Here is a 20,887-nt window from a genome sequence, read left to right on the forward strand (position 1 = left end):
CAGTTGACGAGATGAACTTGCAAAAAGGAGAGAGTCAAAATCGTAAAAAATCAAAAATGTAAATATACTGATGCTGATGTCGATAGAATCGTTAAACAAAAGCATCATCGCTGGCAGAAAAAAAGAAAAGCAGAAATAACTTCTAGAAAACAAGAAATATCCCTTTTTTCTTCATATAAAGAAGCAACCGCAATTTTTATTAAGCATGATCTACCTGTTGATAATGAACTTATTGAAAGTATTGTTAACGAAAGTACAGAAGTGACTAAAAGAAATGCCCAAGCGGTCATAAATTTTGTTTCTTCTATCAAAAAGGAAAAGGACTGAACGAAGAGCTCCACCGTCCAAGCATTGAAGACATAAAAAGCTATGGAAACGTGCAAGCATTTACTCACGTAAAAAGATCTGGGAAAAACACTTATGATCCATCAAAAAAATAGTTAAATAAGAGGAGAGAATCAATTATGGAAAAAGCAATTCACGGTAAAAATGTCAAATTAATGTTTCGTTTATTAAAGGAACGTGCACACAAAAAAGCGGGGTTACTAGCTTTAGAAATGAGTCATACGTATAACCGCGAAACAAACGTAGAAACACAAGCCACTAAAGACGGTAGCGTTGCAACTGGCGGCAGTATTGAATCAAACATCGAAATGGAATTTTTAAAAACAAATACAGATGTTTTTAGCATGTTGGAATATGCTTATGAAAACGGTGAAGAGATCGAAGTATGGCGAATCTTTTTCGATAATCCAGTCGAAGGTGCAAAACGTAAATATAAAGCACAATACGGTACCGGGATCTTAGGGAACTTTCCCGACGCTGCAGAAGCTGAAAGTAATGCGTCAGTTTCCACTATGTTGAATTTGAATGGTTTATTAGTCAATGGAGAAGCGACTGTAGATGCTGAAAATGATGAATTAGCGAAAGCATTCTTCTACGATACAGTAGTAGATGCTAAACCAGAAGAGCCTAAAGCAATTTATGAACCGCAAACAACTCCCACAGCACCAGCAGAATAGATAGTAACTTAATCAAACATGACGATGTAGAGACAAGACTCGTTTAGTTTTGTCTCTCATTGTTTAAAAATTATATTGGAGGAATAACACATGGCCAAAAAAGCAATGAAAGCAGTAGTAACGATCGCAGACAAAAAATATCCTTTGATTTTTGGATTCAAATTCTTAAATGAAATCAATGCACTACCGAAAGATTCAGAACAAGTAGATAATTTAACACTATTGATCGGCGGACTGATTGATGGTGATCCTAACGCATTAAAATCAGTTTTAATTGCAAGTTTAAGTACGTATGATGAGCTAGAAGAACGTGACATCATCGAGTACTTAGAAACGTCAGATGAGGTTGAAGTACTCTTTGAAAATTTTATCGAGTTCTTAACATCGGCGCCATTATTGAAAAAAAGAACGATGAAGATCAAAGCAACGATCGAACAAATGATGAAAACAGTCGAAGCACAAGCCAAAGCCGGCTTGGAGCAAGCTATGACGAAATAGTCCTTAGCTGCTTTCGTTATTTTTCAGGGATCACGTTAAAAGAAATCGAGCGAATGACGCCTTGGGAATATTCACTTAGAACAAAGGCTTATTTGCTGAACGAAAATGAAAAAGAACGAAGAGTTTATGCGACAGCTTTTGCGAATCGTTTATTTAAGGCGGAGAAAAAAGGTCGTTTTGCTATAAATGATGTAAAAAGTATTTATGACTACGAGAAAAATGAGCAAAGGATTTTATCGGATTTTAAACAAAAAAGTATTAAAAAACAGGAGAATACAGAAGATTTGTATGAAATGCGTAAACGTCTTTTAAGAGCAAAAGAAGTCGTGGCAAAAAAGAACCAGAGAGGAGGTAAATAATGGAAGAAATAGATATTAAAACAACTAGACTTCAAGTGGAAGATGTTAATTTTACTTCTGTGTTTCAACAGGTAACAAATTTATTGACTTTTTTCCAAAACACAGCTGAAACATCAATCCAAGCATGTCTTCAACTGTCAAATAATCTTAATATAACAGCTGGATCAATGGACTTGTTTAGCATTTCAAGTAGTTTAGCTTTTAATGAATTGACTAATTTAACCAGCTTAATGAGCAATGTAGATCCAATAGTGAGCTTTAAAAGTACTATAGATGGACTAGAACAATCTAGTGAAAAGGTGTCAGGATTAAAAGATGTTTTCCAGGGCGTTTTTGATATGATCACTAGTTCACCAACTACTGAGGTTCTTAGCCTTGTTGAAGATTTAAAGAAGCTGGAAGAGGCAAAGAAACAAATTAGTGGAACTACTCCGGGATTTGAAAGCACTGTTATGAGAATTGGACCTGCATTCAGTTTTGTCAAAGAACACTTAACGGCACTAAATCAAACGTTAGAAGAATCTGCAAAATTAGCTTTTGGTAATTTTAAACTTAGTGTTATAGAAGCAGGTGGAGTCGTTCCATTCTTTCAAACAAACATTTCTAGTATGGTAAAAAGTGTAGTGACTTCGTTTACCACCATGAGTAGTTTCTTATTAACAAATCCAATCGGCATTGGACTAACTTTGATAGTTGCTGCAGTTTCGGCAGTGACTATGGCTTGGAAATCAAATTTTAATAATATTCAAGGATTTGTAACCTCTGCCTTTGACAAAATCAAAGGATCGGTCACTAGTTTAGCGCCAGTCTTTAATCAGCTAATGTCTGTTTTAAAACCAGTAGGCGCTTTCTTTATTGAAACGTTAGTCGTTGCTGCAGCAGCAGTCGTTGATGCGTTCAGATTTTTAGTAGTAACAGTCATGTCTGTTGTAAATGGCTTTATGACGTTGTTAACGCTAGGAAACAGTGTTTGGAAACTTTTAACGGGTGATTTCAAAGGTGCTGATGAGGAATTTAGTAAAGTAAAAAGTAGTGTTAGCGATATTGTTGATGAGTTCAAAAATTTAGGAGAAAATTCAGCTGTAAAAGGTGTACTAACAGAATCAACGAAAGAACTTGGAAAAGAGGCTGCAGTAACAAGTGACAAAGTCAAAGAAATGGGCGAAGCTTATAAAACGAGCTTAGATGAAGCAGGAACTAGAATTGACAGCTTAAAATCTAAATACTCTGAAATTGGACAAGCTGCAATTACAGCGTTCTCGGGTGAAGGAATGGAACAATCAACTACTCGTTTTGAAGCTGCAGAACAAATCATGGGACGACATGCTGACAACATGAAATCTATCAAAGAAAAAGTTGGGGAAGAACTTGCAAAAGCCGATGAATTAACAGGTGAGAAACAAATAGCAGCCCAAAGTAATGCGTATTCAGCGATGATCACTCAAGCCGGTGTTGGCTCTAGTGAAATGTTGACTATCGCAAGTGCGAATAAAGAAATGTTGCTCAACAATAAAACCTTAGAAGGTCAAGAACTATCTGAAGAACAGCGCAAAACATTGCAAGATCAAAATAACGCTGTTCGTGAAGGATTAATGGAACAACAACAATTAATCATAGAAGCTAGTCAGAAAAAGTTAGAGTTAGGTCAACAATTAAGTGAAACTGAATTACAAGCAACCGTGAGTGCTACGCAAGCTCTGTATCAAAATAGAAAAGAGCAGATGGTCTCAAATGAAGAGGAAATCGCCTCATTACAACAACAAATCAATGAAACGTCTGATGAAGTACAAAAAGCGAATTTGAATCAGCAACTTACAGCCCTAACAATGCACAACGATCAAGCGAAAGAGCAACAAACTCAAGCGGGTGCCGATATGTTAACGATGTTGCAGCAAAATGAACAGCTAAAAGCTGAGACAGTTTCTACTGGTCTAAAAGGCATGGGCGAAATGACAGATCAAGAATTGGCCGCTATTGTAACTAAATATGGTGAATCGAACAATAGTGTCAATGATCAAATGACCGTACTTGCTGGTATTTTACAAAGCAGAGGACTTGATGCTAGTGACAGTCTTTCAACCGCTTTACAGAGTGGAGATTTAACACAAGTTGGAGCGCAATTAAGTGAGAATGCAGTTGCTGGAATCAGTGGTTTGCCTGATGAATTGTTCTTGCAAGGCGATGTTGGTAAGAATAAATTGATTGAAGGGTTGAAAGCAGGAGAGCTGGATGCCAATGAAGTTGGTGCCTTATTGATTAGTTCAATGAATACAGGTTCGACTTCTAAAATAGGAGAAGTACAAACTGCTAATAGAGCACTTTCAAAAGCTGGAACAGATGCTTTAAAACAAGAAGATACTCAATATAAAGCAACTGGAGCAGGAAATTCAGGTGCTTATGTAGTAGGGGTTAGACAAGAAGCTGGCAATGCAGGAAATGCAGGACTAGCGCTAGCAACGGCAGCACGAAGCCAAGCAGATTCATTAAATTTCAATTCAGTAGGGTCAAATATGGCAGCAGGTGTTGCAACAGGTATTAATTCAGGACAAGAAAACGCTGTTGAAGCGATGCGTCAATTGGTAAGTGCAGTGAATGAAGAAGCGAAGAAAAAGGCCATCATAAAATCTCCTTCAAGACTTTTTAGAGATACTGTTGGTAAATTTATCGCCCAAGGTGTGGCAGTCGGCATCGAGGAAGATACAGACGTTGCAGTAGCAAGTGCCAGAAATATGGTCACTGAAATTCAAAATGCTGTATCAGATACCAATGCCAATACACCTACAGCAACAGTGAAGGTGGAACATGATGTGCAAAATAGTATGGTCAATCAAATACATGAAATGATTGAAACCATTAAAAATATGAAAGTTGTCTTAGAAAGTGGTGCCTTAGTTGGCGGAATCGGCAATCAAATGGATGGCTTTTTAGGCAATCAAGCTGGCTTTGCAGGGAGGTATCGCTAATGGCAATTGAAATAAATGAATATATTGAAATGGGACGTTTCAACAGTAAAGAAGCGGGCTATTATGTTTTAGACCATGATGCCCCAAGTCCAGATGAACAAGAAATAATTGAAAGCATTCCTTTTATGCAAGGGGTGTACGATTTCTCAATGTTGTTAGGAGAAAAAGTATTTGATAATCGAAAACTTACTGTGAAATTATATCGACCGTTAACAACGTATGAAGAGCGTAAACGCTTAGAACAAGAAGCTAAGGAACAATTGATGCTAAATGAAATCTCATCGATTACTGATTCATGGTTGGATGGCTGTCACTGGTTGGGGAAATGTACAAGTGTAAGAGCAGATGATGATCAAAATCGAAATTCTTTGACTCTAACGTTAACTTTTGATTGCTACCCATTTGCTTTGAAAGATGCAGCTGGCTATACTGATGAATTTGATGTTGATTATTTTGTCGATGGAGTGGATCAATGGACTGGATTCTTTGTGAAAGGTCAACGAACTATTTTGTTGATCAATGATGGCGTAAATGCAACAAGTCCAATCATCACTGCAACTGGAAAAATGCAATTAATCACGGATGACGGTGAATCATTAGACATTCAAAAAGGGCAAAACCAAGATTTATTTTTCAAATTAAAAAGAGGTGAAAATCGCCTCACGTTACTTGGAAACGCTCATATTCGCTTTATTACTGAGACTGAGGTGATGGTGTAATGTATCAAGTAACACTTTTCAAAGACGCTCAAGATAAAAAAGGGACAGTGATACATGAACCAGCGAATTTTGGAAACAAAGTGAACTCAGGCGATTTGGAACTTTCATTGGAAGGATTAGGCATTAGTACATTTGAATTTTCAATAAATGTCAATAATCCCTTATATAGAAAAGCAGAACCTATCGTTAATTTAGTCACAGTTTCTGATCGAAATGGTCAATTATTCAAAGGAAGAGTCGCAAAAATTTCCAATGGGATGAACAGCCAAGGTCATTTTATCGAAAAGATATTGTGCGAAGATCAAAAAGCATTTCTATATGATAGTACGCAAAAATATATGCAATCTAAAGTAATGACTGTTCGCCAGTTTTTAGAAAAGATATTAAATGAACACAATGCCCAAGTAGAACCGTATAAAAAAATTTATTTAGGTGCTGTGACTGTCAAAGATTCTGAACAAGTTTACCGTGGTTCAGACTATGGTAAAACAGCAGAAGTAATCAAAAATCAGTTGTTAGATCGCTTAGGTGGATATTTGATTCTTAGAGAAAAAAATGGTCTGTTGTATTTAGATTATTTAGCTGATTATGGTATTACTTCGAGTACGCCATTGCAGATTGCTCGTAATTTAAAAAGTGCTAGTCGAGAAATCGATATTTCTGAACTAGCCACGAGAATCGTACCCATCGGAAAAGATCTTGAAGTAGATGCAACAACAGATACTCAAACAAATCAATTTAGACCTAAAACGACAATTGAGAGCGTGAATAATGGTAAAAATTTTTTAGAAGATGTTTCACTTGTTAAAAAATTTGGTGTAATTCAAACCATCGTCGATTTTCCTAATATAACGGATAAAAACACCTTGAAACGAAGAGGTCAGGAATACTTAAATAATCAGCGCTTGATGTTGATTACTTGGAGTGCAGAAGTGATCGAACTAGGTTTGTTAGATAAACGCTATGAGATTATCAAATTGGGCAATTCCTATCCAGTGTACAATCCTTATTTATATGAGAAAGAGACCTTACAAGTAATTGAGAAAAAAATCGATATTTTAAATCCTCAAAAGATCCGATTAACAATTGGCAGTGGTAAAAAGACATTTTCCCAATATCAGTTAGAGTACAAAGGAATGCGCGAAACACTGGAAACGGTCAAAACAAATGTGGGAGCTAGTAATCGAACAATTGATAACTTGAAAATAAAAACGCAGCAATTAGAAGAACAGGCCGCTGTTTTACCACAATTCGAGCAAACTCTAAGTCAACAGCAAGAAGGCTTAAAAGAACAATCCAGTGCACTTAATGAGCAAAAAGAACTGATTCAAACACAAGAAATAAAATTAACAGAACAACAAACGAAAATAGAAGAACTCTATACACTAGTAAAAGAATTACAGAAAAAGTAGGTGAAAAAAATGCCAGAACAAAAATTTTATGACACACAACCCACAGGTGAAAATCATGAGGTCGATTACAAAGATCCTACAGATGTGGAAGAAATCGAAGAGGCAATCAAATTTGGTGTGATTGATCCGCTGACGCAAAAATATGCTCTTTGGGTAAGAACTAAAATGTGGCGACGTCATGTAAGAGAAGCTATTGCCAGAATTTCAGAATACTCAAGCGTTTTATTCAATCGAATCAAAGAAATTGCTGAAAAAACAGAGAAAAGACAAACTCAAGTTGAACTACGACAAACGAAATTAGAAGAGCAATTTAGAGATGTTCAGCAGAATGCAACGATAGATAGTGAACTGATTAATGCGCGAAGTAGTGAACTATACGGGAAATTTCCTGTATTGGATGATCGTTTAGAAAATATTGAACAGTTATTAGTCAAATTCTTACCAGTAGGTTTTGATGTAACGATTCAGCACAATTTAGGAGTACAACCCGAAATCAACGCTCGAACATGGACACATGGAGTTGGAATTATGAATTTAGGAACAGAACCTGTAGGACTGTTTGGAGGTTCAGCAAGTCAGTCCATACCTTGTCAGATTACACATGTCGGTGCTAGTGAGAGTGTCGTGTCATTGCCTGTTGAATATAAAACGGATGCGGAAATTATGATGATCGATGAATTGAATTACATGATCATCGATGAAGAAAACCTGCGTTCAATTATGTTTGAATTACGTAAATAAGAAGGAGGAAAAAAAGATGGAATTAGAAAAAATTTATAGAGGAATGGAAAATGGAGCGGAAACGATCCAAGAAAATTTTTCTGAGCTAGAGACAAGAACTAATTATAAAAAAGCTAATGGAGCTTGGAATACCATGGAAAAAATTATTATTACTTCTTCAAGTTTCGCCTTACCAATTGGGAACCAAGAAGCTGGAACAACATTAGCTAAGACTGATGATAATTTGGGGATTACGATAACGAGAAAAGGATTGTATTTCATTTCATCTTCGGTTTCAATACACATGTCTAGTAAGGGCTCTTGGGCAGACTTAAGAGTTTGCGTAAATAATACAGCAAAACTTACATCGTCAGCACAAATGGCTTTGGGAACAATGGTAGAAGTTTCAGCTATAGGGGGATTATATCTTAATGAAAATGATGTAATAACTGTAAAGTACGTAGGAGATAGTGGTTTAAACAATACAAACTCTAATGTTAGAAATCTTAAATTAGTTGTGTCAGAACTTTAAAATAGTAAAAGATACCTTATGAAAAATTGTTACATGATAACGAATTCCCTAAAGTTTTTCCAAAATCATCAAGTCTATACTTTCTTTTCTCCCTATAGAAAGTTATAATAAAAGGCGTATGATTTAAGGAAAAGGGATGACGAATGAATAAAAATAAACTAATGCGTAACTTAGATAATAGAATTGATTATGGTGTGATTTTACCCGTGTTCCTTCTTTCGATCATCGGTATACTGTCACTTTATGTAGCGTTGAGTAATGATCCGAATCGACCAGAAATTGGCAATATGTTGATGAAACAAGGTTTGTGGTATTTGGTCGGTGGGGTTAGTATTGTGATCGTCATGCATTTCAGTTCTAAGCTTCTTTGGCGGCTGACTCCAGTTTTTTATGTAATTGGATTAATCATGATGGGGTTACTTTTAAAATTCTATGACCCTTATTTAGAAGCGCAAACAGGTTCTAAAAACTGGATCAGTATTGGAGGCACGACTTTCCAACCTTCTGAATTGATGAAAGTGGCCTTCCTCTTGATGCTTGCCTATGTGGTGACGATGCACAATGTGAAGAATGTCAATCGAACGATAAAATCGGACTTCTGGTTGATTGGAAAAATGTTATTAGTGACTATGCCAGTGATTTTGCTGATTTTACTACAAGATGACTTTGGGACGATGTTAGTATTCTTAGCCATTTTTGGTGGAGTATTCTTGATGTCAGGAATTTCTTGGAAAATTATTTTACCTACATTTTTGGCAGCTCTATTATTAGGAGCGGGAACGATTTATTTAGTAACTACTACGACTGGACGTGAATTTCTTTATTCAGTTGGGTTTAAACCTTATCAATTTGACCGAATCGATTTATGGATCAATCCTTTTCATCATGACCCAGACCGTTCTTTCCAACCCGCTTTAGCAATAACAGCAATTGGCTCTGGTGGTTTACTTGGAAAAGGATTTAATGTCAGCGATGTTTATGTACCAGTTAGAGAGTCAGACATGATTTTCACCGTTGTAGGTGAGAACTTTGGTTTTATTGGCGGTTGCTTTATTATTTTGCTCTACTTTATCTTGATTTACCGCATGATTCGTGTTTGTTTTGAGACAAATAATGAATTTTATGCCTACATTGCAACAGGGATCATCATGATGATTTTATTTCACGTATTTGAAAATATTGGTGCGAATATCGGATTACTTCCATTAACAGGAATTCCTTTACCGTTTATCAGTCAAGGTGGTTCCTCGATTTTAGGAAATATGCTAGGTGTAGGATTGATCATGTCAATGAAATATCAAAAAGAAGCAACGATCGAAGACTATTAAATGAAAGAAGGCGTTAAAATGTACACATTTTTCTGGTATCCAAAATGTTCAACTTGTAAGAAAGCAAAGGCTTGGTTAGATCAACATCAAGTGAAATACGAAACGATCGATATGATCGAACATCCACCTACTGCAAAACAATTAGCAAGTTGGATGGAACAAAGTGATTTACCAGTCCGCCGTTTCTTTAATACAAGCGGTATCCGTTATAGAGAACAAGGATTGAAAGATAAAGTCAATGACTTTTCAATCCAAGAAGCAAGCGAATTATTAGCGACCGATGGTATGTTGATCAAACGTCCGATTTTTGTTAAGGGAGATCAATTTTTAGCAAATGGTTTTAAAGAATCTGATTATGAAGGAGCTATTAAATAATGGCTGAAGAGTTGAAAATAATCGATAACTTATGGATTTTGAAAACAAATGAAGGATATAAAATCGGCTTGACAAATGAAGCGCAAGAAGACTTAGGTACGATCACTTTTGCGACGATGCCAAAGGTCGGCCAAACATTGAAAAAAGGAGATTCATTGATTGAAGTGGAAGCTGAAAAAGCAGTTAGCGAATTCAGTGCACCAATCAGCGGTACGATTGTTTCAATCAATGAAGCTGCCGAACAAGATCCAAGTGTATTGGACGATGCTGATCAAACAAATGCTTGGATCGCTGTTTTGGCTGATGTTGATGTAACAGAACTATAGTAGGGATAAAAATGATTGACAAGCCATATAGATGTTGCTATAATTTCATCAATAAAAGTAAAAGCTTTGAAAAGAAGAGTACATGTCAACAGTGTTTGAAGAGAGCCTTGTGTGCTGAAAATGGGCAACATAATTGAGATGGAAGATGGTCTTTGAGCGGAATAAGTGAGCAGATGTGAACTTATTACGGGAGTGCCCGTTACAGCACGACAGTATGCGAGTTCAAGTACTGTATAAGGCTATTATTGTGAAATAATGGTAAATCAAGGTGGTAACACGAAAGACAAGCTTTCGTCCTTATGTCAGATTAATGACAGAGGGCGGAAGCTTTTTGCATGTTCAACACAGTTTACAAAGCAAACGGATGTTGAACAGCACTTGGCAAACGAAGCGAGAGAAGTTTCCTTTATTTCACAATACAACGCAAAGCATGTAGTATAATAAAAAAGGAAGCAAAACCAAAGAAAGCGGAGGGGAAAAAATGCCTCTAATCGAATTGCAACACGTACAAAAACAATTTTCCGGTAAAAGCGGACAAGTAACAGCTGTGAGTGACGTTTCATTAACAGTTGATCAAGGAGATATTTATGGCATCGTCGGGTATTCAGGTGCGGGTAAAAGTACATTAGTTCGACTATTAAATGGTTTAGAACTACCAACAGAAGGAGAAGTGATTATCCAAGGCCATAATATGGCTCAAATGGCCAATCGTGAGCTACGTCAATTTCGTAAAAAAATTGGGATGATTTTCCAACATTTCAACTTGCTGTGGTCAAGAACGATTTTAGAAAATATCATGTTGCCGCTTGAGTTAGCAAATGTTCCAAAGAGTGTGAGAAAAGAACGCGCACAAGAACTTTTGAATTTAGTTGGTTTGGAAGGGAGAGGCGATGCGTATCCGAGTCAATTATCTGGTGGGCAAAAGCAGCGTGTGGGGATTGCCAGAGCTTTAGCCAACAATCCAGAAATCCTTTTATGCGATGAAGCAACAAGTGCATTAGATCCTCAAACAACGGATGAAGTGTTGGATCTGCTTCTTGAAATCAATAAAACATTAAACTTAACGATTGTATTGATTACTCATGAGATGCATGTTATTCGCAAAATTTGTAACAAAGTTGCAGTAATGGAATTAGGAAAAATAGTAGAAGAAGGCGACGTTTTAGAAGTCTTTAGACATCCAAAACAAGCTGTTACAAAGCGCTTTGTCCAACAAGAATTAGAACCTAAAGAGGACACTGAAGAGTTATTACAAGAACTGATTAAGGAAAATCCTACAGGGCTTGTAGCCACACTTCAATTCAGCGGAGACAATGCAAATGAGCCGGTAATTTCTCAAGCAATTCGTAAGTTTACTGTAGACATCAATGTTGTGCAAGGACAAGTTCAACAGGCAAAAGAAGGCGCATTTGGTACATTGACCGTTATGATTACCGGATCAACAAGTGAAGTCGAAAAAACGTTGACATTCTTTAAAGAAAAAGAAGTTGGTTTGGAGGTGATTCATCGTGGCCAATGAGACATTTGTAGAAAAATATTTGAATTTTAGTCGGGTGAATCCAGAATCAATGCAGCAGGCAGCGATCGATACATTATTTATGACGATTGTTGCGATGATTTTTGTTATTATTATAGGATTTTTATTAGGGCTATTACTTTATAGCTTAAGCCGTAACAAATCACCTTATGCGAAAGTTTGTTACAGTATTTTATCAGTAGTTAGTAATATTTTCCGTTCGATTCCTTATATCGTATTGATTATCTTATTGATGGATTTTTCGAGAAAACTAGTCGGTACAGGTATTGGCGCAAAAGCGGCGATTCCATCGTTGATCGTATCAGCTGCACCATTTTACGCCCGCCTAGTTGAAATTGCATTTCGTGAAGTTGACAGCGGAGTCTTAGAAGCGGCAGATGCCATGGGTGCTTCCAAAATTCAAAAAATCTTTAAAGTGTTGATTCCTGAAAGTACACCAGCTTTATTATCAGGTGTTACTTTAACGACAATTACCATGATTGGTTTTACTGCAATGGCAGGAATCATCGGTGGTGGCGGCCTTGGTGGTCTAGCTTATCAAGAAGGATTTAGTCGTAATAATAATACCGTTACATTGGTCGCAACAGTTTTAATCTTGGTTATTGTGTTTATTATTCAATTTGTCGGCGATCAATTAGTGAAACGTTCTGACAAACGATAAACAATCAAAATAGAAAGCAATTGGAGGAAATAAATATGAAAAAGAAATTATTCGGTTTAGCAGCATTAGCAGTTGTTACATTTGGATTAGTCGCTTGTGGTGGACCAAAAGACAAAACAGATGATAGTAAATCAGCGGGATCTGAAAAAGAAACGTCTGTTTTAAAGGTTGGCGCATCCGCTTCACCCCATGCAGAAATTTTAGAACAAGTGAAACCAATTCTGAAAAAAGAAGGTATTGATTTAGAAATTGTTCAATTCGATGATTACATTTTACCAAATAAAAACTTGGCTGAAGGCGATATCGATGCGAATTACTTCCAACATATTCCATACTTCAATTTACAAGTCAAAGAGAATAAGTACGATTTCGCAAACGCTGGCGGCATCCATATCGAACCAATGGGCTTATACTCAAAACGTATCAAAGATATTAAAGACTTAAAGGACGGCGCAACGATTATTACCTCAAACTCTGAATCTGATTGGGGTCGTATTATTACGATTTTGCAAGATGCTGATTTAGTAACGGTTAAAGAGGGTGTGGATTTAGAAACAGCGACATTTGAAGATATCGATAAGAATCCTAAAGATTTGAAATTTATCCATAACATCAATCCAGAAGTTCTAACGACAACATACAACAACGATGAAGCGGACCTTGTAGCGATCAATGCAAACTTTGCTTATGGTGCGGGTTTAAATCCTTTGAAAGATTCAATTTTACTTGAAAAAGATAACTCACCCTATGTGAATATTGTAGCGGTTCGTTCTGAAGATAAAGATAGCGATAAAATCAAAAAATTAGTTGATGCATTACACAGTAAAGAAATCCAAGATTGGATTCTTAAAAAATGGGATGGATCAGTTAAACCAGTAGATAAATAAAAAGAAGAAATCTGAAATGAGCAAAAAAGGCTTATTTCAGATTTTTTTTATTGATTAGATATATCAGAATAACCTTCAATTTTGAAGATGGTTTTATTGTATTTTATTCAATCTTTTTTGTATGTTAATAAATTCTATTGTTGAAAAAAAAATGATTTTATGTTAATTTTATTTTAGAATTAAGATGCTTAAAAAAGGAGATCGACAAGATGAAAAAAAGTAAAGTGGTTTTATTGGGTATGGCAGTCTTTACTGTATTAATTGCATTTGTTTCCAACAGTCAAAAAACAGAAGCAGCAGAAAATATTAATATGAACGAAGGAACAGTTTTGACATTTGATCCAAGTGGAACTTGGAAGAGAATTTATTCAGGCGTTTATGAGTCAACTAGTAAAGGTGACTATCGATATAATGATTATTCTGGTGAAATTAAATATGCTCACGTTACAGCAAATAATCATAATATCCAAGCTGAATACGTTGTGAAAGATCGCATGTTTGATTTTACTGGTACATATTCGCCTAGTCAATCTTACTTTAACGGTAATACAAAGATTTGGGTGTATACGATTGATAAAGTAAATGGATTAAATCCTGTATTTAGGACAACGGTTTCAATTTCTCAAGGTGCTTTGGGGACTACTCTGTTTGTAAAAGCGAATCGTAGTATTGTACCGAACTGGTCTGTATTACCAAATGTAGAAAATATGTCTAAAGTAACAATTGAACCTGCATACATTTCATTAAACGTTCAATAAAAAAGAAGGAATGGTTTCCCGTGGTTAGGGAGCATTCCTTCTTTTTTATTTTCTAAGTGTATTTTGTTGAAAAATAGTTTAGCGATTCTTTACAAGTTGCTCCAAGATATCAACAAAAATCGGATCTGCATTGAATGGATGAAGATAATGGAAGTGTTCTCCGCCATTTTCCATAAAATATCCGTAGTTTTCTTTTTCAATTTCTTCAATGGTTTCTAAACAATCAGAAACAAAACCTGGAGTTAGAATTAAAATATTTTTAACGCCTTGTTTAGGGAGGTCTTTTAATGTTTGATCCGTCGCTGGTGTCAGCCATTCAGCTGGTCCAAATTTTGATTGAAATGTACTGATGAAAGGAACATCGCCTATTTGGTCCATCACAGCTTGAGTCGTCTGTTTGCAGTGTTCTAAATATTGGTCGCCTTTTTCAACATAAGACACTGGAATTCCATGATAAGAAAAAACAATCTTATCGATCTTTTTTTCTGTTAAAGCTTGTTTGATTTGGTTCGCTAAAGCTTCAATATATAATGGCTCATCATAAAACGATTGGATAAAATGCAAAGTAGGAATCGCTTCAGCTTTCAAATAAAATTTAGCGACTTCATCGAAAATAGGCGCTGTGGTAGTAGTTGAATATTGTGGATATAGTGGAATGATCGTTAAATCAGTAACACCAAGATCATGCATTTCTTTTAGTATTTCTGGAATCAAAGGCTTGCTGTACGACATTGCATAACGAACGACATGACCTGGAAAACGTTCTTGCAATTGTTCCGTTTGCGACTGAGTATGAATAAGTAAAGGGGAACCCGCTTCTAGCCAAATTTGTTGGTACAAAGCAGCTGATTTTTTGGGTCTCGTTCGTAGAATGATTCCGTGTAAAACAGGTAACCAGATTAAACGATTCGTATCAATCACTCGTCTATCTCCTAAAAAGCGCTTAAGATAAGTTCGAACTTCTTTGGTCTCTGGTTTATCTGGAGTACCAAGGTTGATGATGATGATGCCTTTTTTAGACATTGAAAAACCTTCCTTCAAATGGCTAGGCCAAAATGCTTTTCGTTCTAGTCAAAAATTTTCTAGAATTATTGTAAATTATCTCACAAAGATAGAAGGAAATCAAAAGCTGTTTTTTATGACAGTCAAATCATATTGAAGTTTACAAAAGCGTATGGAATAATTAAGTGATGAGGAGTTTAAAATAAAAGAGGGTATTGGGGTCTAAGTCATGAAAAAGAACTACAGGTATAAGCAAATAAAAAGGATTAAACGATTTGTGTTTATGTTGATCTTATTGTTGAGTGTCACATTATTTGTTAAGGAAGATGTATCAGCAGAAAGTTTTTATGTTGATGATGAGGCACAGGTATTATCGGAACAGACAAAAGAGTTGATTATTCGTGCGAATGAGCAAGATTTTCGACAATTGACTGGTGCTCCGCAGTTTGTTGTAAAGACAATTAGACGATTACCAAAAAATCACTCGATCGAGTCATACGCAGTGGATACATTTGAAGCACTGGGCATAGGAACTAAAGAACAGGATAACGGGTTTTTATTTGTTATAGCACTTGATGATCGGAAATATCGACTGGAAGTAGGGTATGGCGTAGAGGAAATTATAACTGATAGTATGAAAAGAGAGATCATTCCTGTTGAGATAGAAGAGCTTTTCAGAGCGGAAAAGTATAATGAAGGAATCCGGAAAATCAGCCAAAATGTAATCGATACAGTGAAACAAAGATATGGAAGTTATGATATTTCTAAACAAGAAGTCACAAAAGTAAATGAATACATCAATACTTATCAAGAGCCAAAGAAAAGTTTATTTGACTATGTTACTTTAGTCTTAAAATGGGGATTTTATATAATTGTTTTAATCGTAATATTCGTAGTGATTTATGCAGGATCCGTTTATTTGATAAGAAGAGATGCTAAAAGTAGCTCCCTGATGGCTCCAATTCGTAATAAAAAAATTTTTATTGTGAGTGAAACCAAAAAAGTGTCAATTTTTGAGAAGATTGACGGCTCTTATTTAATCCCAATGTTTTTTGCCCATTTTAATAGATATGGACGTGTCCAAAAGAAAATAGCCCAATGCTTGTTTGAAGATGTCATAATCGATCTAGCAAGAAGTATTGGCAAAAGAAAACTAGAGCAGATGCCGCAAAAAAATAGACAAACCTATTGTGAAATGTGTATAGAACTTGCCGCCCCATTTTGGCCAGATTATTATCTGAAGACTAAGGAGATTTTAGTTGATCAAACGCAATTAGAGCAGGCGAATGAGCAACTTAAAAGTCAATTGATGGAAAATTATGAACAGATGCAACAAGTATTGGATAGCTTTTTGTTGGCACGTAAGAATTTTTTTAAAACCAAAAATCTTGTTCAAACATTTTTTAAGACACAAACACTTAAAAAGCCTAAACAAGAATCGTTATTAATCATGCTGACGACTTATTTTTTACTGTTAAATGAAAATACACTAGCTTTAGATTTTTCAGATAGATTAACAGAAAAAATTCCCAAAGCCTATAAGAAAGCAAAGAAGAAAATTAAAAATATTGACGCTTCATACTATAGAGAAGCAAGCAAAGATATTCACGATATGCTTTTTATCACAACACTTCCAGGTATCGATTTATCAAACTATAAATATATCAAGCGTTTAGGTGTCATTTCATACATTGATTTCAGTAATATATCATTGAGTAGTGGCTCAGATTCGTATCATAATAGTTCAAGTTCCAGTGGTGATTCTTCTGGTGGTGGCGGGTCATCGGGCGGCGGTGGTTTTTCTGGGGGTTGGTAATGTAATTTCGCAAAAAAAGCTGTGTCTATAGTTATATCAATAATAATATCCATTTTAGAAAGATTCTAAATTAAGTCCATTTTTTCACAAACAAAACCTAGATTAAATAAGAATTATTCTAGTAAAGAGATTGCTTATCATTCTCAATTAGGATAAAATGAGTGAGAACGATAAAATAATTATTTTAAGTTGGAGGGAATTGTACATGTCCGTTTTAGAAATTAAAAATTTACACGTATCAATCGAAGATAAAGAGATTTTAAAAGGGGTTAACCTGACGATGAAAACAGGTGAAATCCACGCAATCATGGGACCAAACGGAACAGGTAAATCAACCTTATCTGCGGCAATCATGGGAAATCCTAATTACGAAGTTACAGAAGGCGAAATTTTGTTTGACGGAGAAAATGTATTAGAACTTGAAGTGGACGAACGTGCTCGTTTAGGTTTATTCCTTGCCATGCAATACCCAAGTGAAATTCCAGGAATCACAAATGCTGAATTTATGCGTGCCGCAATCAATGCGAAACGTGATGAAGATGATAAAATTTCTGTCATGGAATTCATCAAAAAATTAGATAAAAAAATGGACCTTTTAAATATGCCAGAAGAAATGGCTGAACGTTACTTAAACGAAGGCTTCTCTGGTGGGGAAAAGAAACGTAATGAAATCTTACAATTATTGATGTTGGAACCAACATTTGCCATTTTAGATGAAATCGATTCAGGCCTAGATATTGATGCGTTGAAAGTTGTTTCAAAAGGCGTAAACGAAATGCGCGGTGATAACTTTGGCGCTTTGATTATCACTCACTACCAACGTTTATTGAACTACATCACACCAGATGTTGTGCATATCATGATGGAAGGCCGTGTGGTGAAAACTGGCGGTGCTGAACTGGCGAAGCGTTTAGAAGCAGAAGGCTATGCTGGCATCAGCCAAGAATTAGGTATCGAATACAAAGAAGAAGCATAAGGAGGACAAGATAAATGAAAGAAATAACAACAGCAAATTATCTTGACGACATCAACGCTTTTTCAGCCCGTAACGAAGAACCTACTTGGATGACGGACTTACGTGTAGCGGCTTTAGAAAAAGCTGAAAACTTAGAATTACCAAAAATCGAACGTGTGAAATTTCACCGTTGGCCATTGTTTAATGTGAATACTGAAGAGTATACGCCAGAAGCAATGAACATCCCAAGCTTTGACGCAATGAAAGACAACCCAGTGATCGTGCAACAAGGGTCGATCACAGCATTTGAACAACTTTCTGCTAAATTAGCCGATCAAGGGGTAATTTTTACTGACATGTTTACTGCAATGCAAGAACATGGCGATTTAGTCAAAGAATATTATATGAACAAAGCCGTTGAGATGGATGAAGATAAATTAACAGCATTTCATACAGCCTTTATGAATAGCGGTGTATTCTTATACGTACCGAAAAATGTTGTCATCGAAGAACCAATCGAAGCAATCTTTATTCAAGATTCAGCGAGTGAAGAATCTTTCTTCAAACATGTATTGATCGTAGCGGACGAACATAGTGAGTTTAGCTATTTAGAACGATTCCAAACAATCGGTGAGCAACAAGTCAAAGTTTCTGCGAATATTGTCGTTGAAGTGATTGCAAAAGCTGGTGCAAAAGTGAAATATTCTGCCGTGGATCAATTAGGCGTAAATGTTTCAACTTACATGAACCGTCGTGGTCACATCATGCGTGATGCGTCTGTTGATTGGGCCTTAGGTGTAATGAATGATGGTGACGTGGTTGCTGATTTTGATTCTGATTTAGTCGGCGAAGGCTCTCATTCGCAAGTTAAAGTTGTGGCAATCAGTGCTGGCAAGCAAACACAAGGAATTGATACTCGTGTAACCAATAAAGCCTCTCACTCTGTAGGACACATTTTACAACACGGCGTTATCCGTGAACGTGGCACGCTAACATTTAACGGAATCGGTCATATCCTAAAAGGAGCTAAAGGCGCAGATGCCCAACAAGAAAGCCGTGTCTTAATGCTTTCAGACAAAGCCCGTGGTGATGCGAACCCAATTTTATTGATCGATGAAAATGAAGTAACCGCAGGACATGCAGCCAGTGTTGGTCGTGTTGATCCAGAAGAAATGTACTACTTAATGAGTCGTGGTCTACGTAAAGATGATGCGGAACGTTTGGTTATCCGTGGCTTCTTAGGTTCAGTAATCACAGCGATTCCTGTGAAAGATGTGCAAAAAGAGTTTGTAGACGTAATTGAAGGGAAGTTGAATGCATGATAAACGCAGATAAGATTCGTCAGCAATTTCCCATCTTGTTTCAAGAAGTAAATGACGAGCCGCTTGTTTATCTGGATAATGCAGCAACAACTCAAAAACCTAAAGCAGTTTTAGATAAACTGACTTATTATTACGAACATGATAACGCCAATGTCCACCGTGGCGTGCATACTTTGGCAGAACGTGCCACAAAAGAGTATGAAGAAGCTCGTGAAAAAGTTAGAGCCTTTATCAATGCGAAAGAAACAGCGGAGACGCTCTTTACCCGAGGCACAACGACTAGTTTAAACTGGGTCGCAAAAAGCTATGGTGATTTAGCGGTTGAAGCAAGGGATGAAATTGTGATTTCCTACATGGAACATCATTCTAATATCATACCTTGGCAACAATTAGCTGAACGCAAAGGCGCAACGTTAAAATATATCGAAATCACAGCAGACGGCTTTTTAGATATGGAAAGTGCGAAAAAACAAATCACGGATAAAACCAAGATTGTTTCTATCGCTCATGTCTCGAATGTTTTAGGCGTGATCAATCCAGTAGCAGAGTTGGCAGAGCTAGCTCATAGCCACGGTGCTGTTTTAGTTGTCGATGGTGCCCAAGCGGTACCGCATATGCCGGTGGATGTTCAAGCAATTGATGCTGATTTTTACGCATTCAGCGGGCATAAAATGTGTGGTCCAACTGGAATTGGTGTATTATATGGAAAACGTGAATTACTAGATCAAATGGAACCAGTGGAATTTGGTGGTGAAATGATCGATTTCGTGAATTTGTATGATAGTACTTGGAAAGAACTTCCTTGGAAATTCGAGGCAGGAACACCAAATATTGCTGGAGCTATCGCTCTAGGTGCGGCAATCGATTTTCTAACAGAAATTGGATTAGAAGAAATTCATCAACATGAAGCGGAATTAGTGGCTTATGTGTTGCCAAAATTATTAGCGATTGAAGGTTTGACGGTTTACGGACCGCAAGATCCAGCACATCATACAGGCGTTTTGGCGTTTAATTTAGATGGCTTACATCCTCATGACACAGCGACAGCTTTAGATATGGAAGGGGTGGCGGTTCGTGCAGGACATCATTGTGCGCAGCCATTACTGAAGTATCTAAATGTTCCAGCGACGGCCAGAGCGAGTTTCTACCTATATAATACCAAAGCAGATGCGGATCGATTGATCGAAGCAATTTTAGCGACAAAGGAGTTTTTCCAACATGGCTCTATCTAAATTAGATAATTTATACCGTCAAGTGATCTTAGATCATTCAAGTCATCCTCATCATCATGGAACATTAGCAGAATCAAGCAAGAAAATCGAAATGAATAACCCAACTTGTGGCGATGTGATTGAATTGCAAGTGGCTATTGAAGACAATGTTATTAAAGATATTGCCTTTAGCGGAAGTGGTTGTTCGATTAGTACAGCAAGTGCTAGCATGATGACTGATGCGGTGATTGGGAAGACGTTAGCCGAAGCAGAACAGTTGGCAGATGATTTTTCTCAATTGGTGCAAGGAAATGACGTAGCAGAAGAAGAAAAACTTGGCGACGCAGCAATGCTTAGCGGCGTTGCAAAATTCCCAGCACGGATCAAATGTGCAACACTTGCTTGGAAAGCATTAGAACAAGCAGTTGAAAATGACGGACAAGGAACCGCAGGACAATTACACTGCGAAGAATAGAAAATTAGT

At 36.6% G+C, this 20,887-nt stretch carries 22 protein-coding genes and 1 other annotated feature; of the genes, 21 read left to right on the forward strand and 1 reads right to left on the reverse strand.

Translation table 11 applies throughout. The features are described 5' to 3' along the window. The first annotated feature begins 87 nt into the window (after positions 1-87). The 16 genes from AC4BB5_RS06810 to AC4BB5_RS06885 all read left to right on the forward strand — a co-directional run bounded on the left by AC4BB5_RS06810 (position 88) and on the right by AC4BB5_RS06885 (position 14,097). The gene (locus AC4BB5_RS06810; protein WP_490459036.1) at positions 88-327 is read left to right on the forward strand and encodes a capsid assembly scaffolding protein Gp46 family protein; all 240 of its coding nucleotides are present in this window, start codon (positions 88-90) and stop codon (positions 325-327) included. 137 nt (positions 328-464) lie between these two features. After that, positions 465-1,022 (forward strand): phage major tail protein, TP901-1 family, encoded by a 558-nt coding sequence (locus tag AC4BB5_RS06815; protein ID WP_086312614.1) that lies wholly within the window; start codon positions 465-467, stop codon positions 1,020-1,022. Between the two features lie 90 nt (positions 1,023-1,112). After that, positions 1,113-1,520, forward strand: a complete 408-nt coding sequence (locus AC4BB5_RS06820; protein WP_490458601.1) for a tail assembly chaperone — start codon at positions 1,113-1,115, stop codon at positions 1,518-1,520. Between the two features lie 53 nt (positions 1,521-1,573). Further along, the gene (locus AC4BB5_RS06825; protein ID WP_490458602.1) at positions 1,574-1,879 is read left to right on the forward strand and encodes a hypothetical protein; all 306 of its coding nucleotides are present in this window, start codon (positions 1,574-1,576) and stop codon (positions 1,877-1,879) included. Beyond that, positions 1,879-4,842 carry a coiled-coil domain-containing protein gene (locus AC4BB5_RS06830; protein WP_490458603.1) on the forward strand — a complete coding sequence of 988 codons (2,964 nt, stop codon included), beginning with the start codon at positions 1,879-1,881 and terminating at the stop codon, positions 4,840-4,842. Before AC4BB5_RS06825 ends, AC4BB5_RS06830 begins: the two co-directional genes overlap by 1 nt. After that, positions 4,842-5,561, forward strand: a complete 720-nt coding sequence (locus AC4BB5_RS06835; RefSeq protein WP_490458604.1) for a hypothetical protein — start codon at positions 4,842-4,844, stop codon at positions 5,559-5,561. Before AC4BB5_RS06830 ends, AC4BB5_RS06835 begins: the two co-directional genes overlap by 1 nt. Then, the gene (locus tag AC4BB5_RS06840) at positions 5,561-6,973 is read left to right on the forward strand and encodes a phage tail protein (RefSeq protein WP_490458605.1); all 1,413 of its coding nucleotides are present in this window, start codon (positions 5,561-5,563) and stop codon (positions 6,971-6,973) included. Before AC4BB5_RS06835 ends, AC4BB5_RS06840 begins: the two co-directional genes overlap by 1 nt. Positions 6,974-6,982: 9 nt before the next feature. Further along, a complete protein-coding gene (locus tag AC4BB5_RS06845; protein WP_490458606.1) occupies positions 6,983-7,714 on the forward strand; it encodes a hypothetical protein in 732 nt (243 codons plus the stop codon). A 16-nt stretch (positions 7,715-7,730) separates the two neighbouring features. After that, complete coding sequence (locus tag AC4BB5_RS06850) at positions 7,731-8,225, forward strand: hypothetical protein (RefSeq protein ID WP_490458607.1); 495 nt, start codon at positions 7,731-7,733, stop codon at positions 8,223-8,225. A gap of 143 nt (positions 8,226-8,368) precedes the next feature. Then, a complete protein-coding gene (locus tag AC4BB5_RS06855; RefSeq protein WP_490458608.1) occupies positions 8,369-9,553 on the forward strand; it encodes an FtsW/RodA/SpoVE family cell cycle protein in 1,185 nt (394 codons plus the stop codon). A gap of 18 nt (positions 9,554-9,571) precedes the next feature. Beyond that, positions 9,572-9,928 (forward strand): arsenate reductase family protein, encoded by a 357-nt coding sequence (locus AC4BB5_RS06860; RefSeq protein WP_490458609.1) that lies wholly within the window; start codon positions 9,572-9,574, stop codon positions 9,926-9,928. Next, complete coding sequence (locus AC4BB5_RS06865; RefSeq protein ID WP_490458610.1) at positions 9,928-10,254, forward strand: glycine cleavage system H family protein; 327 nt, start codon at positions 9,928-9,930, stop codon at positions 10,252-10,254. Before AC4BB5_RS06860 ends, AC4BB5_RS06865 begins: the two co-directional genes overlap by 1 nt. 57 nt (positions 10,255-10,311) lie before the next feature. Continuing rightward, positions 10,312-10,556, forward strand: a binding site (T-box leader). Positions 10,557-10,735: 179 nt separating this feature from the next. Then, complete coding sequence (locus tag AC4BB5_RS06870; RefSeq protein WP_490458611.1) at positions 10,736-11,773, forward strand: methionine ABC transporter ATP-binding protein; 1,038 nt, start codon at positions 10,736-10,738, stop codon at positions 11,771-11,773. Positions 11,774-11,822: 49 nt separating this feature from the next. After that, a complete protein-coding gene (locus AC4BB5_RS06875) occupies positions 11,823-12,452 on the forward strand; it encodes a methionine ABC transporter permease (protein ID WP_490459037.1) in 630 nt (209 codons plus the stop codon). A gap of 35 nt (positions 12,453-12,487) precedes the next feature. Then, entirely contained in the window at positions 12,488-13,339 is an 852-nt protein-coding gene (locus AC4BB5_RS06880; protein ID WP_490458612.1) for a MetQ/NlpA family ABC transporter substrate-binding protein, read from the forward strand. A gap of 209 nt (positions 13,340-13,548) precedes the next feature. Further along, positions 13,549-14,097: a hypothetical protein gene (locus AC4BB5_RS06885; protein ID WP_490458613.1), complete on the forward strand. Its 549-nt coding sequence runs from the start codon at positions 13,549-13,551 to the stop codon at positions 14,095-14,097. 78 nt (positions 14,098-14,175) lie between these two features. Here the strand turns inward: AC4BB5_RS06885 and hemH are convergent, their stop codons facing one another. Continuing rightward, positions 14,176-15,120: a ferrochelatase gene (gene hemH / locus AC4BB5_RS06890; protein ID WP_490458614.1), complete on the reverse strand. Its 945-nt coding sequence runs from the start codon at positions 15,118-15,120 to the stop codon at positions 14,176-14,178. 208 nt (positions 15,121-15,328) lie between these two features. Here hemH and AC4BB5_RS06895 point away from each other — a divergent pair, with 208 nt between their 5' ends. From AC4BB5_RS06895 to sufU, 5 genes are all read left to right on the forward strand, one after another. After that, complete coding sequence (locus tag AC4BB5_RS06895) at positions 15,329-16,915, forward strand: TPM domain-containing protein (protein ID WP_490458615.1); 1,587 nt, start codon at positions 15,329-15,331, stop codon at positions 16,913-16,915. Positions 16,916-17,120: 205 nt separating this feature from the next. Continuing rightward, on the forward strand, positions 17,121-17,891 hold the full coding sequence (gene sufC / locus AC4BB5_RS06900; RefSeq protein WP_490458616.1) for a Fe-S cluster assembly ATPase SufC: 771 nt from the start codon (positions 17,121-17,123) through the stop codon (positions 17,889-17,891). A gap of 14 nt (positions 17,892-17,905) precedes the next feature. Further along, positions 17,906-19,192: a Fe-S cluster assembly protein SufD gene (gene sufD, locus AC4BB5_RS06905; protein WP_490458617.1), complete on the forward strand. Its 1,287-nt coding sequence runs from the start codon at positions 17,906-17,908 to the stop codon at positions 19,190-19,192. Continuing rightward, positions 19,189-20,424 (forward strand): cysteine desulfurase, encoded by a 1,236-nt coding sequence (locus AC4BB5_RS06910; RefSeq protein ID WP_490458618.1) that lies wholly within the window; start codon positions 19,189-19,191, stop codon positions 20,422-20,424. The genes sufD and AC4BB5_RS06910 overlap by 4 nt, the downstream gene beginning before the upstream one ends. Then, entirely contained in the window at positions 20,411-20,878 is a 468-nt protein-coding gene (gene sufU, locus AC4BB5_RS06915) for a Fe-S cluster assembly sulfur transfer protein SufU (RefSeq protein WP_490458619.1), read from the forward strand. The genes AC4BB5_RS06910 and sufU overlap by 14 nt, the downstream gene beginning before the upstream one ends. The last annotated feature ends 9 nt before the right edge of the window (positions 20,879-20,887 follow it).

Source organism: Enterococcus sp. AMC1252 (assembly GCF_058216515.1).

Coding starts and splice junctions, on each gene's coding strand:
- AC4BB5_RS06815 (WP_086312614.1), top strand. CDS start 465: ATGGAAAAAGCAATTCACGGTAAAAATGTCAAATTAATGTTTCGTTTA.
- AC4BB5_RS06820 (WP_490458601.1), top strand. CDS start 1,113: ATGGCCAAAAAAGCAATGAAAGCAGTAGTAACGATCGCAGACAAAAAA.
- AC4BB5_RS06825 (WP_490458602.1), top strand. CDS start 1,574: ATGACGCCTTGGGAATATTCACTTAGAACAAAGGCTTATTTGCTGAAC.
- AC4BB5_RS06830 (WP_490458603.1), top strand. CDS start 1,879: ATGGAAGAAATAGATATTAAAACAACTAGACTTCAAGTGGAAGATGTT.
- AC4BB5_RS06835 (WP_490458604.1), top strand. CDS start 4,842: ATGGCAATTGAAATAAATGAATATATTGAAATGGGACGTTTCAACAGT.
- AC4BB5_RS06840 (WP_490458605.1), top strand. CDS start 5,561: ATGTATCAAGTAACACTTTTCAAAGACGCTCAAGATAAAAAAGGGACA.
- AC4BB5_RS06845 (WP_490458606.1), top strand. CDS start 6,983: ATGCCAGAACAAAAATTTTATGACACACAACCCACAGGTGAAAATCAT.
- AC4BB5_RS06850 (WP_490458607.1), top strand. CDS start 7,731: ATGGAATTAGAAAAAATTTATAGAGGAATGGAAAATGGAGCGGAAACG.
- AC4BB5_RS06855 (WP_490458608.1), top strand. CDS start 8,369: ATGAATAAAAATAAACTAATGCGTAACTTAGATAATAGAATTGATTAT.
- AC4BB5_RS06860 (WP_490458609.1), top strand. CDS start 9,572: ATGTACACATTTTTCTGGTATCCAAAATGTTCAACTTGTAAGAAAGCA.
- AC4BB5_RS06865 (WP_490458610.1), top strand. CDS start 9,928: ATGGCTGAAGAGTTGAAAATAATCGATAACTTATGGATTTTGAAAACA.
- AC4BB5_RS06870 (WP_490458611.1), top strand. CDS start 10,736: ATGCCTCTAATCGAATTGCAACACGTACAAAAACAATTTTCCGGTAAA.
- AC4BB5_RS06875 (WP_490459037.1), top strand. CDS start 11,823: ATGCAGCAGGCAGCGATCGATACATTATTTATGACGATTGTTGCGATG.
- AC4BB5_RS06880 (WP_490458612.1), top strand. CDS start 12,488: ATGAAAAAGAAATTATTCGGTTTAGCAGCATTAGCAGTTGTTACATTT.
- AC4BB5_RS06885 (WP_490458613.1), top strand. CDS start 13,549: ATGAAAAAAAGTAAAGTGGTTTTATTGGGTATGGCAGTCTTTACTGTA.
- hemH (WP_490458614.1), bottom strand. CDS start 15,120: ATGTCTAAAAAAGGCATCATCATCATCAACCTTGGTACTCCAGATAAA.
- AC4BB5_RS06895 (WP_490458615.1), top strand. CDS start 15,329: ATGAAAAAGAACTACAGGTATAAGCAAATAAAAAGGATTAAACGATTT.
- sufC (WP_490458616.1), top strand. CDS start 17,121: ATGTCCGTTTTAGAAATTAAAAATTTACACGTATCAATCGAAGATAAA.
- sufD (WP_490458617.1), top strand. CDS start 17,906: ATGAAAGAAATAACAACAGCAAATTATCTTGACGACATCAACGCTTTT.
- AC4BB5_RS06910 (WP_490458618.1), top strand. CDS start 19,189: ATGATAAACGCAGATAAGATTCGTCAGCAATTTCCCATCTTGTTTCAA.
- sufU (WP_490458619.1), top strand. CDS start 20,411: ATGGCTCTATCTAAATTAGATAATTTATACCGTCAAGTGATCTTAGAT.